Below are 14,759 nucleotides of genomic sequence, written 5' to 3'. Positions count from 1 at the left end.
CAATCTCCTTTAATATTACTTGGCAATATATCGGTCCAGTCTTGTCTCGATCCGCCCTTGAATGATGGATAGAATAAAGCAAATAATCCAGTAGAGCAAGGCAGCTTCCATGTACATGAGCAGGAACTCATAGTTTGTCGCAGCGATTTCCTGTGCTTTCCTGAACATTTCCGTTACGAGAATTAATGAAGCAAGAGAGGTATCCTTCACCAAACTAATGAAAGAGTTCGATAACGGTGGGATGGATACCCTGGTTGCCTGGGGCAGGATGATTCTCTTTAGTGCCTGCGAATACGTCATACCAATTGAATAGCCCGCTTCCCATTGGCCTTTAGGAATCGATTGAATCGCTGCACGGACGATTTCAGAGGAGTAGGCACCTTTATTTAATGAAAAAGCAATTATGGCAGACGGGAACGGATCAAACTTTATTCCAAGTGTCGGTAAGCCGTAGAAAATAATGAACAATTGAACGAGTAAAGGTGTTCCCCTGATGGCAGATACATAGAATCGTGCAATTCCTCTTAGAATCGATACATTGGACAATCGGGCAAGGGCTGTAAGGACGGCCAGGATCATTCCTAAAGCAAAAGAAATCAGCGTCAGAGGGATAGAATAGTACAAAGCTCCCTCTAGCATTGGAAGCAGGGAGCTTTGTAAAATATCAATCATCGCTTCAGGATCCTGGTAGATACTACTTAGGAGATACATCTTCTCCGAACCATTTCTCAGAAATCTCTTTGTACGTACCGTCTTCCTTCATTTCCTCTAACGCTTTGTTTACTTCTTCCACTAACTTGTCGTTACCTTTACGGAACATGAGACCACTTTGACCGGCATCTTCAGCTTCAGCTGCAATTTTGACTTTGGCATTGGGCTGTTTCTTTAAATAATCCAGAATAGAGATTTTATCGTTCACTGTCACGTCCACTCTGCCTTGTTCAAGGAGTTGTATGGATTGTGATAGTCCCTCTACACCCTGGATTTCTGCACCATTTTTTTCAGCGATGTCGCGGTAGTTACTTGTCAGAGATTGAGCAGAAGTCAACCCCTTGATGTCTTCAAATGATGTTACGTCCTTATTGTCTTTCGATACAACCACTACTGCACTTGATTCAATATACGGTGTTGAGAAATCATATTTCTCCTGGCGATCTTCACGAATTCCCACTTGGTTCGCGATTACGTCAAAACGCTTAGAATTCAAACCTTCAAACATGGCATCCCATTGAGTCTCTTGGAATTTAGCTTCAACGCCAAGGCGCTTTGCTACTTCACGGGCAATCTCTACGTCAAACCCAGTCAGTTCCCCAGATTCGTCGTGGAATGTGAAAGGAGGATATGTACCTTCCGTTCCAACCAGTAATTCTCCTTCTTCCATCACTTGATCGTAAAGTGATGTTTCAGAACCTTCTTTAGAATCACCACTGGATTCTTCTTTATCATTAGATTGACCACAAGCAGCTAATACCATGGATAAAGCAATTAGCATGATGATGGATAATTTCCATTTTTTCATTGTAAAACCCCCACTATTCTTATCGGATTTAAAACTATTACGAATGTCATCATAAAACGATACAAGGAATAAGTCAACACAAAAGTTTTCAATTCGAGACTTTATTATTCTTCACACTTATTAGTATGTATTCTGATATGCTCAATCATGTAAAGAATAGCGATTTTGCGATAAACTAGTTCAAATGGGAAACGGGAGGTCATAATGATGAAAATCGCTTTATTTGGAAGTACGGGGCGTGTCGGTTCTGTTGTTTTTCAACAAGCAAACTCTACACATGAAGTGAATCGCTTGGTTCGTAAAAAAATGGATAGACAAGCTTCTGGCATGGATATTGCTGGTGATGTATTGAATGAAGAGGATGTAATGAAAACCATCGAGGGCTGCGATGCGGTGATCAGCTGCTTGAATACGGATAAGAATGACGTACTCTCAAGAAGCATGCCCATCCTCTTAAAAGCAATGAGGCATCATGGTGTAAAACGAATCATTACCTGTGGTACAGCAGGGATCCTACAAGCACGCAAGGAGTCCAGTCTGTATCGATTCCAGTCAAATGAATCAAAACGTAGAAGCACGACTGCTGCAGAGGACCATTTAAGAGCCTATTTAATCTTAAAAGCTTCAGAAATGGATTGGACGATTGTTTGTCCTACCTATTTACCTGATGGAGAGCGCCTTGGGGAATACCGGACAGAAGTTGATGTCCTTCCTGAAGAAGGAATAAGCATCTCCATGTTTGACACGGGGGATTTTATCTACCAACAGCTGGAGGATGACCGATATATCAAAACTCGCGTGGGGATTTGTTACTAAAATTAGGGTGGATCCTACTTGGCGCCTCATATGAAAAATTCAAGAATATTTCCATCCATAAATCCGTTTGTAATTAGAGGATAGCATGCCCGCTATCCTCTTCCTATTTTCTACTGAAACATTATCTTTAGCCCCGTTTCCCCCCGGATGACCTACTCATGTCATATCATCTATCCATTCATTATATGTAATATATTTTTTCATCACTCATTTTCACTATACCAATACAAAAGGGCTGCCCATATTCACTTAATATAGGGGAATAGCTGAAGCTTGTCCCACCAATCCACATAAGATGTTTTTGTAAGGTTCGAATTTTACCTGACTTCCATTTAGAAAGGGGGTGAGGGAATGATTGTAACAGCACTGGTTGTGCTATTACTCGCACTCGCTCTTGTTGTGGCTATTCTATTAGGGCAGGAAGCTCTTGCTGATGTCCTGTATAGCTGCATCGGTGAAGTTATTAGTGCAGGAAGGGCTTAATGGTCTCCTGTAATTCAACATTGAATCCTTACTCACTCCCCGTCAGACCGGTCTGACGGGGAGTACAAATATTAATAGAAAGGTTTTGAGTATAAGATGTCAGTGAATGATGATTTAAAAAAACAATTGGAAAATTTGGATATAAGCGGCATCATGAACCTTGCTGAGACGATGGTGAATGAAAAAGAGATGAAACAAACGAAGGGAAATACAAATGAAATTGAAGGGAATAAGCTGATAAAGGAGGAAACTCTTTCTTCCCTGAACAAATCATTAAAAAATCTGGTCAACCCCACTTCCCTATCTTTCCTTTCAAACATAGGCAAGCTTTCCGATGTACATCAATCCAGCATTGGAACATCAAGCCTATTAAAATCAATCGGTTCCCTGGAAAATGAACTTGTAAATACTCAACAGAAATTAGATGAGCTAAAAAAACAGAACACAAAAATCCTCCGTCTTTTAAAGGCTAATACAGAATAATCTACAGGGAAAAATTGATACCATGAATATGTATAAAACAAAAAACCTCCTATTATGGTAACCAGTTCTTTGCAGCTCTGGTCATACCAAATAATAAGGTGGTTTTTTGTTTTCTATACAAACGGAAGTTTTTCTAGTTGTTGCTTAGTTTTTCAGTTTCTAATTATTGAAAGATCGTCGAAATGATTTCGTCTGTTGTCATTCCGCTCTCGACCTCGAAAGTACCCGGACGTAAATCATTTTCAAGACCTCTCTTTTCAACTTCTTTGTAGAAATCGAGGCCGTCTTTGATGATGTTTGCGTTTTCCAAGGCATTTCCGACATCAATACTTGTCATACCTGTAGAAACAGTCAATATGGTCTTGTAAACGACCTTATCGTCCGTTTTTTCCTCTTTCTTATCTTCCACTTTCTCTTCCTGTTTCTCGGTCATGGCTGAAAGCTGCTTGTTCCACTCTGCTTCTGTATGTATGACAAAGCCGTTTGAAGTCAGCTGTTTCACCATTTCCTCCTCTGAGAGCTTCTCCGTTTTAACGGTTTCCACTTTCTCTGTACTCTTGGCTTCAGATGGACCAAACATATAAACGGCACCGATTGACGTCGTTGCGATTAAGAGACCCGCAGCAAAACTGCGCAATGAATTAGGCGTCACTCTCATTGTGCTACTAAGCTCCTTTCAGTCTTCCTTGTCTTGTAAGGAGCAAGCATGCGCTCTACTTCATTCGGTGTGAGCTGTTGTTTGGATGCAATGCTTTCAATTGAATACCCTCTCTTATGTAAGTCAAGCATTTCACGAAGTATGAACCGTTCTTCCGATTCCGCTGGCGCTGCCCCGGACTGTTGTGCTGTAATTTCAGCATCTAATTGAATATTTCTTAACTGCTTCTCCAGTTCATGTACTTCATTCAATACTGAAATTGAAACATGCTCTATTTGTTGCTCAAGCTGTGAGTTGGTTTGTGTCGTTTTAATAAACGATAAAATGAGCAGCACGACTGCTGTCCCAAATAAAATGGCGATTGCCCACCCCATCATAGGATCCTCCCTTTATGAAACTTTTTTATCAATTAAATTATACATTGATAATGAGAGAATTTCGATTTAAAACGACAAAATCCCACAAAAGTCCTGTTTTCTTAGCAGAATATTGTATTTTTTATTTCACCTCGGGACTAAACGAGTTGTCGTTCTAGCCTCTTGTCTCGCCCATCCAAGCTTCCTTTAGATGCGTTTTCAAGATACTCTCCAGAAAATGAAAGAGCACCCGACTAAATTAGTCAGGTGCTCCTCCTTCCTATCCTGCCATTTCACCTTTCGATCCTTGTTGAAGCTGATACATTTGATAATAGCGACCCTTCCGCTTCATCAGATCATCATGATTGCCCTTCTCTACGATTTCTCCCCGATCTAATACAATTATTTGATCGGCATTCTTAATCGTAGAGAGTCGATGAGCGATAATGAAGGTCGTTCTTCCCTTTTTCAAGACTTCCATCGCTTCCTGAATGACGGCCTCAGTCTCTGTGTCAATACTCGAAGTCGCTTCATCCAAAATCAGGATTGCTGGATTAAAGGCCAGTGCCCTTGCAAAGGAAATCAGTTGACGCTGCCCTGAAGAAAGGGTGCTCCCTTTCTCGATCACCGGTTCATCATAGCCGTTCTCAAGGTTTTTGAACACTTTTTCAGCACCGACTGCTTTTAGTGCCGCTTCCACCTGTTCTCTTGAAATTCTGGGGTCATCCAAGCTTACGTTGGATGCGATGGTTCCCGTAAACAAGTAAGGGTCCTGTAAGACGATTCCCATATGCTCACGAATCGTTTGATAGGGAATATCTACAATGTCTTTTCCGTCAATCAGGATCTTCCCTTCATCGCTATCGTAAAAACGGAACAATAGATTCATGATCGAGCTTTTCCCTGAACCCGTGTGCCCCACCAGGGCAACGGTCTCTCCTTTACTTGCGGTAAACGAGATGTCCTTCAGAACATATTCATTTTCCTTGTATCCAAAGAATACATGTTCAAAGCTGACATTTCCGTCATACCTGCTCATTTTCTCATCTTCAACCGATGTTCCGGTTTCTTCTAACAGTCGGAAAACCCGTTCCCCTGCCACTAGTGCCTGCTCAAGGTTTGCCAGCTGATTGACGATTCCTGTCACAGGCTGGAACAACCGGTTGATGTAATCAACGAAGGCATAAAGCACGCCCAAAGTGACAACAGATCCAACTCCCATTGAAGCGCCTCCGAAGTACCATATGAATGCCACAAATGTGATGTTTCTCAGTACCCCGACCAGGTTGTGTGATGTCATCGAATTCAAGCTCAAGAGCTTATTTTGATACTTGAAATGTGTTTCGTTCAACTCTTCGAATTCTTCGTTCGTTTTCTTTTCTCTGCTGAAAGCCTGAATGATGTTCATGCCCTGGATCGACTCATTGATCATGGCATTGATATCACTCACTTTCGACCTGATGATATGGTTGTATTTAGACGCATAGATACGATACAGGTACGTCCATACAACCAGGATCGGAATCAGGATCAAGCAAATGGCTGCTAATTTTGCATCAAGTATAAAGAGTGCGATGTATATTCCAATAATGTAAATCGTACTGGAGAAGAAAGTTGATAAGACAGTTACATATAAATCCCGGATCGCTTCGGTGTCGTTTGTGATCCTTGCTACGACCTTCCCTGCCGGCAGATTATCAAAATAGCGGATCGGCAGTTTCTGGATATGCTGGAACACATCATTACGCATCTTCTGAATGACCCGGTTTGCTGCTTTCTGCAGATAGTAGCGCTGACCGTATTGGAAAAAGGCAGCGACTACAAGCAGCCCAAAATAAAAGGCGATCAATTTAATGATTTTCGGGATTTCAGGATTATAAAAACGCAGCAGCTCATCTCCGGTCAACTTCTCGGCGGGATAAGTTGCCGACTCATCCCCTTTCGTAATCGTCATTTCACCTGACTTGACAGACCTTTCTCCGTCGAAGGAGACGGTGGAAGGAACGAAATAAAACTCTCTCCCGACCTGTAAGATACGGATATCATCTTTTCTCGTCTCACCTTCTGAAAAATATTGATCACGTTTATACCATTTTCCCTTATATGATACAGCTTCTTTCCCTTCTCCCGTTTCATACCAGGTAGATTCAATTCCAAGAATATGATCATCGATCAGTTTCTTCGCAATAAATGGGCCTGCAAGTTCTGCTGCTACTGACACACTAAGCATCAAGAGAGCAGCAATGATGATTTTTTTGTAAATAAGGGCATATTCGGTTAGTCTTCTTCCGACGTTCATGCGCTCACCTCCTCGCGTGAGGAATCCTCAACTTGTTGGCGGTCGAATTGTTCTTTATACCAACCACCGTTTTCAAGGAGTCGTTCATGTACCCCTTCTTCTACCACTTTCCCATCTTCAAATACGATAATCCAGTCTGCATGCTGAACTGCGGAGAGACGATGAGTCGTAATAATCGTTGTTTTTCCTTCACGTTCTTTTCGTATATTGTCAATGATCTTCGCTTCAGTTTTCGCATCAACAGCCGATAGCGAGTCATCCAGAATCAAGATTTCCGGATTTTTGATCAGTGCCCGGGCAATCGAAATCCGCTGCTTCTGGCCACCTGAAAGAGCCACACCCTTTTCTCCTACAAGAGTGGTCAATCCGTCCGGAAGCATTTCAAGATCTTTTTTGAAATCAGCCAGTTCAATGGCTTGTTCCAGGTCTTGCTCAGTCGCATCAAGTCTGCCGAACAGAATGTTTTCTCTAACGGTCCTTGAGAAAAGGACATGATCCTGGGGCACGTAACCGATCCAATCCCTAACCTGCTGGATGGTCAATTCACTGATCGGGACCCCTCCTATGGATAAATCCCCTTTTCCGGCAGGGTATTCACGAAGGAGCTGCTTGATAAAGGTCGTTTTCCCGCTTCCTGTCTTCCCGACGATCCCAAGAGTGCCTCCCCGGTGGATATGAAGATTGATATTGGACAGATTCAACACTTGTGAAGTCGGATATTGAAAGTCCACATCCTTAAATCCGATTTGATCAGGAGAATCTATCCGTTGAGGATTCTCAGAATCCTGGACGTCCTGCACATAATCAAGGGTCTCTTGAACCCGGTCAAGTGATGCATTCCCGCGCTGCATGATATTGATCAACTCCCCGATGGCAAACATCGGCCAAATCAGCATCCCGAGGTACACGTTAAAGGAAACAAGCTCTCCCAATGTGATCGATTGATGAAACACAAGATATGCTCCATAACCAAGTCCGATTAAATAGCTCAACCCGACAAGTACTTTGATTGTTGGTTCAAAGAGAGAATCAATTTTTGCCACACCAATATTCTTGTTATAGACGTCTTCAGTCATATCAGCGAAACGCTTCTCATCCGCTCTCTCCTGTACATATGCACGAATGACACGGACCCCTGCAATCGATTCAAGCACTTTATCATTCAAGTCACCGAATGAATCCTGGGCTTCCGTGAATCGCTTATGAATTCTCGCACCGTACACCTTCATCAACATAGCCATGATCGGAAGCGGCAATATTGCTGCGATCGTCAGTTTCCAGCTGATTAGAAATCCCATTGTAAAAAGGATCGTTAACATAAAGACACTGGAATCGATTAGTGTCAATACTCCGAAACCGGCTGTAACCGAGATGGCCTTCAGATCATTCGTTGCCCTTGCCATTAAATCTCCCGTACGATTCTTTTCAAAAAAAGTCGGAGTCATCTTTAGTAAATGTCCCATAAATTTACCGCGAAGCTTACGTTCAACGAGAAACGCTCCGCCAAATAATTGATACATCCACACATACGTCATTGCGTACGAAATGAGTGCGATTCCGGCGATCAGCCACAGATATTCCCCTACGACTTCCCATGTCATCGCACCTAGGTGAATGTCATCAATGGCATTCCCTACAAGCTTTGGAGGAATCACATCAAGGATTCCGACAATCGTCAATAGAACGATTGCCACCGTATATCTCTTCCAATTTTCAATAAAAAACCACGATAATTTCTTAAAAATACTAAACATTCCACATTACCTCCTCTTGTTGACTTTCTTCACTATCCGCCTTCTGTCTCCACAGCAGACATCATCTTCTTCATTTGAATGAGTAACATAATCTTTTCCTCCTTATGAAATTATGTTTTTATATGTGATCAAGGATGATCCTTGGTACACTTAAACAATAAAAAAGACAGACGCCTAAGGCTTTTATCACAAGATCCGATAGGTATTCGTTCCGAATCCCTATCAATCTGTTGCGCCTTAAAAACGTCCGTCTTTATTTTTGGACATAGAAAGGCACAGATTATATGCATAACCTGTGCCTTTAATATTCGTATGACAGAATGATTAAGGAGTTACTGGTTATGTGATGATATGAAATTGGCTGCCGGTACTCCTTGAATTGTATACACTTTCATCATCACAAACCCTCCATTCATTTTTATTATTTATTCCATTAATAACCATACTACACGCCGTGAATTGTGTCAATATTATTTTTATTGATAATTTTCTATATACTATATGTTTTTTCACAATATAAGTGAACCACCATAGCAGAATTATTCCACAACGACAGCCGTTCCGTAAGCAATAATTTCAGAAGCGTTTTGCATGACGGCCGAGGTTTCTAAACGAACGGCAATAACCGCATTTGCACCTTTTTGAGAAGCTTCTTCCATCATACGATCAATCGCTTGTTTTCTTGCTTCCTCCATCAACTCACTGTATTCACTTATTTCTCCGCCAATAATGGTTTTAAGACCGGCAATGATATCTTTGCCAATATGCTTTGCTTGGACGGTGCTTCCCCTTACAAATCCTTTTAATTCTTTTACATCCTTACCCGGTACATAATCGGTTGTCACTATAATCATGATTTCCTCTCCCCTGCATTGAATTTTCTCCAGATCTTCTTTGTAAATATGAAATAAAAGATGAGTGGAAATGGACACTGAATCAATCCCCATATCCCCCAGAACCAATAGTTATGTCCGTTCTTACGTGCATCGAGAAACAGGTAAATGCTTTGAGTCAGAAGGATCGGAATGACAAGGGGTAAGATATAGAGCTCTTCTTTTGTCATATCCTTTTCACCTTTTTCGTATATGTTATGCCAGTAAAAATCGAGGCTCCCACAAAGATAGTAACTTGAAGGAGAAGAAATAGAATTGGCATTTGAAATAATGTAAGGGAAAACACAGTCAAGATACAACAGGCCAAAAGAAAAAAGATGGTGAGATCCCGTTTAAACCTGGATTTAATCTCCTCTTGCTGATCCTCTACTAATTGCTCAAACCACTGCAGGGACGGTGTACTTTCGTCAATGTCCTCATCAATTGACTGGAATCCGTTCTCCAGTAATTCCTTTAATTCGTCATTATGTTCCTGATGGTTGTTCATCTAGTTTCAACTCCTTCCTCAGCCGAATGATCCCATGATGAACCCGTGATTTCACTGTCCCAGGTGGCACTTCTGTCATGTGTCCAATCTCTTCATAGGAATATCCGTAATAATGTTTCAGAATGATAGGGAGCCTGATATCCTCTGATAGAGTGGACAAGGCCGCCAGCACATCATTCCATTCTTCATTCCTTGACTCCATCTCCCATTTTAATTTTCTAAAGTTCTCTTCTTCATTCTGCCAATTCTGTTCCCTTTTCTTTTTTCGTTGAAGATCAATATAACGATTGGTTGCGATGGAAATCAGCCAAGATGAGAATTTTGATTTCCCATTGTACTGATGAATCTTCTCTACACATTTTGCCATTGTGTCCTGTGCAAGCTCCTCTGCCTGATCCCGATTCATTGTCACTTTCATTAAGTACTTTACTAGAAAAGGATAATGTTCTTTAAAAAGGATAGCAAAGGCTTCGTGATTCCCTTTTTTCGCCCCTTTGATCAGATCTCTCTCTTTCATCCTTTACTGTCCTTTCTTTTCGCCCCAGCCGGCGAGTTCATTCATAAGACGCACAAGAAGAAAAATCGTTCATAAAATCATTATAGTTTTTTTGAAATGAAAATATCCCTCTATGAATTGCTCTTTCCAATTCATAGAGAGATTTCACTTAGCCATTCAGAGCAGCAGGCTGAGCTTCACTTTCCTCCTTTACATATTTAGGAAGAATGATGGTGTAGAAGATACCTACTATGATTAGACATCCTCCAACGAGCCAGTAGAGCATTTCAACGGTTACTACAGTCGGGAATGTCAAAGCAATCACTCCCAGGGTAATGGATTGTGACAGCATCATAAGAGGATTGATCCACCCTTGCACTCTTCCCATCATTTTCGGATCAATGATGCTTGGCATCCATCCCCCGATTGCAATATTCACAAGTGGTAACCCCAGTGCAGCGAAGAAGATGATCGTGAGGAAGATCCAAGTCGCAGGAGCAAAAGATGCTGCGATGATAAACGTTCCGGAAATAACCAGCCCCGCAACGATCAACACATGAAACTTGAACTTCTGAGCAAGCATTGAAGAGCAGATACTGCCAATCAATACACCGGCACCGAAGGCGACACCTAATAAAATCGAATATTCTTCATAAGACTCTGGAGCCAATTTATATTTCAATATAAAAATGGGAATGACCGAGAATCCGCCGTTCACAATTCCAAATACGACAAAACCTCCAATTAGGGATAATAGCAGCTTGTGATTCAGTATATAGTTCATTCCGGCTGTAAAATCTTTTGTCACAGACTGAATGTTCAAGTCTTTCAACGTATGGTTGCCGTTTGGAAGACGAACTTCTTCAGGAATGATACATTTCCTGATTAAGATGGCAGAAATAACGAATGTAACAAAATCGACTGCAATTGCACCAAAGATCCCGGCAGTCCAATATACAAAGATGGCCACAGCATTTCCAAGTAACATAAACAAGCTCATCACCATTTGATTCAAGCCGGCGGCCGTTGAATAATCATCTTTTGAAAGCACTCCTTGGAGTATCCCCTGTTCAGCAGGAAAGAAGAACTTCTGTACACCGCTTCGCAGAAACAAAATCGTAAATATGAGGGGAAGCCAGCCAATAAAGATGGCCCCAAATAATAAAAGTGTAAGGAGCGCACTGATCGTATCACAGTGGTAGGCAATTTTTTGCCGGTCCATTCTGTCCGCGAATACCCCCACCAGGAAGAATACGAGAAGTGTAGGAAGTGAGTACATCATTTCCGTTAGCGACGCAAACATGGGCTGTTCTGAAAACCGGTCAAGAAGATAAAACATAAAAGCTGTCAAACCAATCACACTACCCATATGCGAAGTGAAATTAGCAAAGAATAACTTTAGAAAAATTGGATTCTTAAAGATTTCAATCATTTTTTTCATGAATAACCGTCCCCCATCAATGATTAACTATCTTTATAATATAGGGAACAACCGAAGAACATGAGGGTCTATTGGTGGTTTTTTCCTCCGTCTGTGGTCGGATAGGTATCGAGAGTCAATCTCTCCTCGTTAGCAAAAAATCAGGAAATTCGGTATCGCCGATATAATTAGAATTTCGGTTAATACGAAAATTTCGCCGTTATCCGCTCAAAACATCTTTATCCCTTACCGTTGCAATAAAAATAGCCCAAAGCCACAAGGCTCCAAGCTATTTCAAAACCAAACAATCATTCAAACGTTCCCTTCACTATCGCTTCCCCGTTCTCTACCATCAACTTACCTTTGGCAAACACCGTGTTCACTTCAAGCGTATCCTTTTCCAACAACACCAGATCTGCGTCCATTTCGACTTCAACACGACCTTTTTGCTTTAATTTAAGGATTTTGGCAGGATTTGATGTTATAACTTTAATGGCTGTTTCTAACGGGATGCCTTCTTCCAGAACTGCATCCTTTACCTCCTTGTAAAGACTCGACACCTGACCAATCTGTAATCCAATCAGCTCGCCGTCCCTATCAAAATTAGGCAGGCTTGCTTGTCCATCCGATGTGTATGTGATTTGTTCTACCGGTACACCTGCATCGAGCATGCGTTTTAGCGCTTTACTGCATTTCACTTCGCCATCTTCGAGAAATTGAGGAATGGTACTAGTCGTAAAGTCTACATAACCACCCCTTTGAGCGTATTGAATCCCGGCTTCAAACAGATGGGCATTTCGATTGATATGGGTTGGATAGAATTGTTTAATCGGAATATCCGTTGTGTCGACTATTTCCTCTAGAAGCTTTAAATGGTCATGACTATCTCCTACATGAACATTGACAATTCCCGATTTACCTGAAAGCATGCCGCCAATTCGGGCAGCAGAAGCAATTTTCGTCAATTCGTTTACTGTGGGTTGAGATGAGCGATGGTCAGCAATCGCCACTTCACCTACTCCGATGATGCGGTCTACTAAAATAATATCGTCTTCAATTTTTCCGGTTAGCGTCTTCAATGGTACTTGATAAGAACCGGTTTGCGCGTAGCAGGTGATCCCCTCTTCTTCAAGACCCCTTGCTTTCGCTACAAGGCTCGCCATCGTTCTCGTCGTTCCATCTGTTCCAATCACACCAACAAGAGTCGTGATACCGGCAAGCGTAGCCTGAGTCAGTTGAATTTCCGGCGTTCTCGTACGAAAGCTTCCTTCGCCGCCTCCGCCCATTATATGTACGTGAGAGTCTATAAAGCCAGGTACTACAAATTTACCCGTTGCATCCACAATCTTTATATCAACAAATTGATGAGGAGGTTCAATCTTTTCTTCAATAAAACCTAATTTATTATCTACTATTAATATATCCTTTTTCCCTATATATTCTGGAGCATAAATTTCTCCGTTTTGAATTAATGTCAGCATGCTGTTTGCTCCCTTCTCTTCTTTTTCATATAACCGTGCCGAACCTTACAACAAGGTTCGGCACTATTATTCCAATCAGAATCCGATGAGTGTTGCCGTTATCACAAAGATCGATGACAGAACGAATAGAATGAGCATGAATTTAATAATGAATTTAGCCCATATTCCCCAATCGACACGGGCTGCTCCAAGCGTACCAAGTAAGGCAGCAGAGGTCGGAACAAGAATATTGGTTAATCCATCTCCTAATTGGAAGGCCAGGACCGCTACTTGACGAGAGACACCGGCAATATCTGCAAGTGGAGCCATCAAAGGCATTGTTAAAGCGGCTTGACCGGAACCAGATACGACAAAGAAATTGAATACAGACTGGAATACATACATACACCAGGCAGAAATGGCTTCAGGGAAATCCCCGACCACTTGCCCTGCTCCATATAACATCGTATTTAATACAGATGGGGCGTCAGGTGAATCTCCCCCAAGTATAATGACGATTCCTTTTGCCATACCTACAACTAAGGCAGCCGGCAATAAATCTTTCGCTCCGTCGATGAAACCATCTGCTATATCATCCCATGACATTCCATTCAATTTAAACAGAACGCCAATGATTCCTGCTACTAATCCAATCGTAAAGAATTGGCTCGCAATTTCCGGAATATAGTAAGCGTGTTCCACTACTCCCCAAATGATCCAGGCAATACCAACTGCAACCGTTAATATGACAAGTGAATGACCTAAAGTGAATTTGGTATTTAGGTCTCGTACTCTGCCTTCTTTACGGAAGTATTCATCAGAAGCGTAAGAAAGACTTCGTTTAGGTTCCTTCCGAATCGCTTGAGCATATCTCCATGTGTAAATGATCCCCACAAGTGTAAAGACAATCCACATAATAATACGGAAACCTGCTCCCGAAAGAACCGGTACACCTGAAACACCTTGTGCGATAGCCACTCCGAATGGATTCATCCATGAAGTGGCGAAACCGATTTGAGTCGCCACGTATGTGATCATGATTCCAGTGATGGCATCATACCCAATCGCAATCATGATTGGAACGAGAATCATGGCAAAGGCAATGGCCTCTTCCCCCATTCCGAACACGGCTCCCCCTAATGAGAACAAGAAGAACATAATCGGGATGATGAGAGATTCCTTTCCTTTCGTCCTCTCAATAACCTTCAGGATCCCTTCTTCAATGGCCCTGGTCTTCATGATGATACCAAACGCTCCACCAATAATTAAGATAAAGGCTACTACACCTACAGCGGACCCCCATTTATCCCCTGATACGAGACCTTCAAATACATAATTAAGGAATCCAATTCCGCCTCCCGGCTCGAAAAGACCGGTTCCTTCTCTAATTAGGTTTCCATCATCATCCTTTAAATAACTAAAGGAATCAGGATTTAATACCGTTTTGGTTTGTTCTTCTCCATCCTGCATGAACGTGATTTCTTCTGTTGTGAATTGCCCCTTTGGTACGACATACGTTAAAATTGCGGCTGCCAGTACAACGAAAAACACAATAATGAATGTATGCGGCACCTTCCAGGCCTTTTGTTCTTTCTCCATTTCTTTCCCCCCGTTTGACAATTATGATTTTCTTCA

16 protein-coding genes are annotated in these 14,759 nt (G+C 41.9%); 3 read left to right on the top strand and 13 right to left on the bottom strand.

Annotation, left to right across the window (positions count from 1 at the left end):
* Positions 1-15 precede the first annotated feature (15 nt).
* A complete protein-coding gene (locus RSX31_RS00550; RefSeq protein ID WP_113971234.1) occupies positions 16-711 on the bottom strand; it encodes an amino acid ABC transporter permease in 696 nt (231 codons plus the stop codon).
* On the bottom strand, positions 695-1,519 hold the full coding sequence (locus tag RSX31_RS00545) for an amino acid ABC transporter substrate-binding protein (protein ID WP_282138171.1): 825 nt from the start codon (positions 1,517-1,519) through the stop codon (positions 695-697). The genes RSX31_RS00550 and RSX31_RS00545 overlap by 17 nt, the downstream gene beginning before the upstream one ends.
* 207 nt (positions 1,520-1,726) lie before the next feature.
* Here RSX31_RS00545 and RSX31_RS00540 point away from each other — a divergent pair, with 207 nt between their 5' ends.
* From RSX31_RS00540 to RSX31_RS00530, 3 genes are all read left to right on the top strand, one after another.
* Positions 1,727-2,335 (top strand): NAD(P)-dependent oxidoreductase, encoded by a 609-nt coding sequence (locus RSX31_RS00540; protein ID WP_315632769.1) that lies wholly within the window; start codon positions 1,727-1,729, stop codon positions 2,333-2,335.
* A 351-nt stretch (positions 2,336-2,686) separates the two neighbouring features.
* Positions 2,687-2,818, top strand: coding sequence for a hypothetical protein (locus RSX31_RS00535; protein ID WP_262371578.1), 132 nt, complete (start codon positions 2,687-2,689; stop codon positions 2,816-2,818).
* A 96-nt stretch (positions 2,819-2,914) separates the two neighbouring features.
* Positions 2,915-3,301 carry a hypothetical protein gene (locus RSX31_RS00530; protein WP_315632767.1) on the top strand — a complete coding sequence of 129 codons (387 nt, stop codon included), beginning with the start codon at positions 2,915-2,917 and terminating at the stop codon, positions 3,299-3,301.
* Between the two features lie 163 nt (positions 3,302-3,464).
* Here RSX31_RS00530 and RSX31_RS00525 read toward each other — a convergent pair whose 3' ends face one another.
* From RSX31_RS00525 to yfcC, 11 genes are all read right to left on the bottom strand, one after another.
* Complete coding sequence (locus RSX31_RS00525; RefSeq protein ID WP_262372518.1) at positions 3,465-3,959, bottom strand: endolytic transglycosylase MltG; 495 nt, start codon at positions 3,957-3,959, stop codon at positions 3,465-3,467.
* Positions 3,956-4,333 carry a hypothetical protein gene (locus tag RSX31_RS00520; RefSeq protein ID WP_282138175.1) on the bottom strand — a complete coding sequence of 126 codons (378 nt, stop codon included), beginning with the start codon at positions 4,331-4,333 and terminating at the stop codon, positions 3,956-3,958. The genes RSX31_RS00525 and RSX31_RS00520 overlap by 4 nt, the downstream gene beginning before the upstream one ends.
* Before the next feature lie 262 nt (positions 4,334-4,595).
* Positions 4,596-6,614 (bottom strand): ABC transporter ATP-binding protein, encoded by a 2,019-nt coding sequence (locus RSX31_RS00515; protein WP_315632763.1) that lies wholly within the window; start codon positions 6,612-6,614, stop codon positions 4,596-4,598.
* Positions 6,611-8,368: an ABC transporter ATP-binding protein gene (locus RSX31_RS00510; RefSeq protein ID WP_315632761.1), complete on the bottom strand. Its 1,758-nt coding sequence runs from the start codon at positions 8,366-8,368 to the stop codon at positions 6,611-6,613. Before RSX31_RS00510 ends, RSX31_RS00515 begins: the two co-directional genes overlap by 4 nt.
* A gap of 539 nt (positions 8,369-8,907) precedes the next feature.
* Positions 8,908-9,222, bottom strand: coding sequence for a YbjQ family protein (locus tag RSX31_RS00505; protein WP_148968314.1), 315 nt, complete (start codon positions 9,220-9,222; stop codon positions 8,908-8,910).
* Positions 9,219-9,431: a sigmaY antisigma factor component gene (locus tag RSX31_RS00500; RefSeq protein ID WP_148993287.1), complete on the bottom strand. Its 213-nt coding sequence runs from the start codon at positions 9,429-9,431 to the stop codon at positions 9,219-9,221. Before RSX31_RS00500 ends, RSX31_RS00505 begins: the two co-directional genes overlap by 4 nt.
* The gene (locus RSX31_RS00495; protein ID WP_315632757.1) at positions 9,428-9,748 is read right to left on the bottom strand and encodes a YxlC family protein; all 321 of its coding nucleotides are present in this window, start codon (positions 9,746-9,748) and stop codon (positions 9,428-9,430) included. Before RSX31_RS00495 ends, RSX31_RS00500 begins: the two co-directional genes overlap by 4 nt.
* The gene (gene sigY / locus RSX31_RS00490) at positions 9,726-10,265 is read right to left on the bottom strand and encodes an RNA polymerase sigma factor SigY (protein ID WP_315632755.1); all 540 of its coding nucleotides are present in this window, start codon (positions 10,263-10,265) and stop codon (positions 9,726-9,728) included. Before sigY ends, RSX31_RS00495 begins: the two co-directional genes overlap by 23 nt.
* Positions 10,266-10,413: 148 nt before the next feature.
* Positions 10,414-11,685, bottom strand: a complete 1,272-nt coding sequence (locus RSX31_RS00485; protein ID WP_148993284.1) for an MFS transporter — start codon at positions 11,683-11,685, stop codon at positions 10,414-10,416.
* A gap of 287 nt (positions 11,686-11,972) precedes the next feature.
* Entirely contained in the window at positions 11,973-13,145 is a 1,173-nt protein-coding gene (gene iadA, locus RSX31_RS00480) for a beta-aspartyl-peptidase (protein ID WP_148993283.1), read from the bottom strand.
* 75 nt (positions 13,146-13,220) lie between these two features.
* Complete coding sequence (gene yfcC, locus RSX31_RS00475; RefSeq protein ID WP_148993282.1) at positions 13,221-14,723, bottom strand: putative basic amino acid antiporter YfcC; 1,503 nt, start codon at positions 14,721-14,723, stop codon at positions 13,221-13,223.
* Between the last annotated feature and the right edge of the window lie 36 nt (positions 14,724-14,759).

It is taken from the genome of Rossellomorea yichunensis (assembly GCF_032337515.1).
In the GTDB taxonomy this organism is placed as follows: Bacteria; Bacillota; Bacilli; order Bacillales; family Bacillaceae_B; genus Rossellomorea; species Rossellomorea yichunensis.
Note: the sequence above shows the minus strand (reverse complement) of the source record. Positions and strands in the feature narration are given on the sequence as shown.

Excerpts from the sequence above, each read along its gene's own strand:
- RSX31_RS00535 (WP_262371578.1), top strand. The coding sequence starts at position 2,687 with ATGATTGTAACAGCACTGGTTGTGCTATTACTCGCACTCGCTCTTGTT.
- RSX31_RS00485 (WP_148993284.1), bottom strand. The coding sequence starts at position 11,685 with ATGAAAAAAATGATTGAAATCTTTAAGAATCCAATTTTTCTAAAGTTA.
- RSX31_RS00515 (WP_315632763.1), bottom strand. The coding sequence starts at position 6,614 with ATGAACGTCGGAAGAAGACTAACCGAATATGCCCTTATTTACAAAAAA.
- RSX31_RS00505 (WP_148968314.1), bottom strand. The coding sequence starts at position 9,222 with ATGATTATAGTGACAACCGATTATGTACCGGGTAAGGATGTAAAAGAA.
- RSX31_RS00540 (WP_315632769.1), top strand. The coding sequence starts at position 1,727 with ATGAAAATCGCTTTATTTGGAAGTACGGGGCGTGTCGGTTCTGTTGTT.
- RSX31_RS00525 (WP_262372518.1), bottom strand. The coding sequence starts at position 3,959 with ATGAGAGTGACGCCTAATTCATTGCGCAGTTTTGCTGCGGGTCTCTTA.
- RSX31_RS00545 (WP_282138171.1), bottom strand. The coding sequence starts at position 1,519 with ATGAAAAAATGGAAATTATCCATCATCATGCTAATTGCTTTATCCATG.
- yfcC (WP_148993282.1), bottom strand. The coding sequence starts at position 14,723 with ATGGAGAAAGAACAAAAGGCCTGGAAGGTGCCGCATACATTCATTATT.
- RSX31_RS00510 (WP_315632761.1), bottom strand. The coding sequence starts at position 8,368 with ATGTTTAGTATTTTTAAGAAATTATCGTGGTTTTTTATTGAAAATTGG.
- iadA (WP_148993283.1), bottom strand. The coding sequence starts at position 13,145 with ATGCTGACATTAATTCAAAACGGAGAAATTTATGCTCCAGAATATATA.
- RSX31_RS00530 (WP_315632767.1), top strand. The coding sequence starts at position 2,915 with ATGTCAGTGAATGATGATTTAAAAAAACAATTGGAAAATTTGGATATA.
- RSX31_RS00500 (WP_148993287.1), bottom strand. The coding sequence starts at position 9,431 with ATGACAAAAGAAGAGCTCTATATCTTACCCCTTGTCATTCCGATCCTT.
- RSX31_RS00520 (WP_282138175.1), bottom strand. The coding sequence starts at position 4,333 with ATGGGGTGGGCAATCGCCATTTTATTTGGGACAGCAGTCGTGCTGCTC.
- RSX31_RS00495 (WP_315632757.1), bottom strand. The coding sequence starts at position 9,748 with ATGAACAACCATCAGGAACATAATGACGAATTAAAGGAATTACTGGAG.
- RSX31_RS00550 (WP_113971234.1), bottom strand. The coding sequence starts at position 711 with ATGTATCTCCTAAGTAGTATCTACCAGGATCCTGAAGCGATGATTGAT.
- sigY (WP_315632755.1), bottom strand. The coding sequence starts at position 10,265 with ATGAAAGAGAGAGATCTGATCAAAGGGGCGAAAAAAGGGAATCACGAA.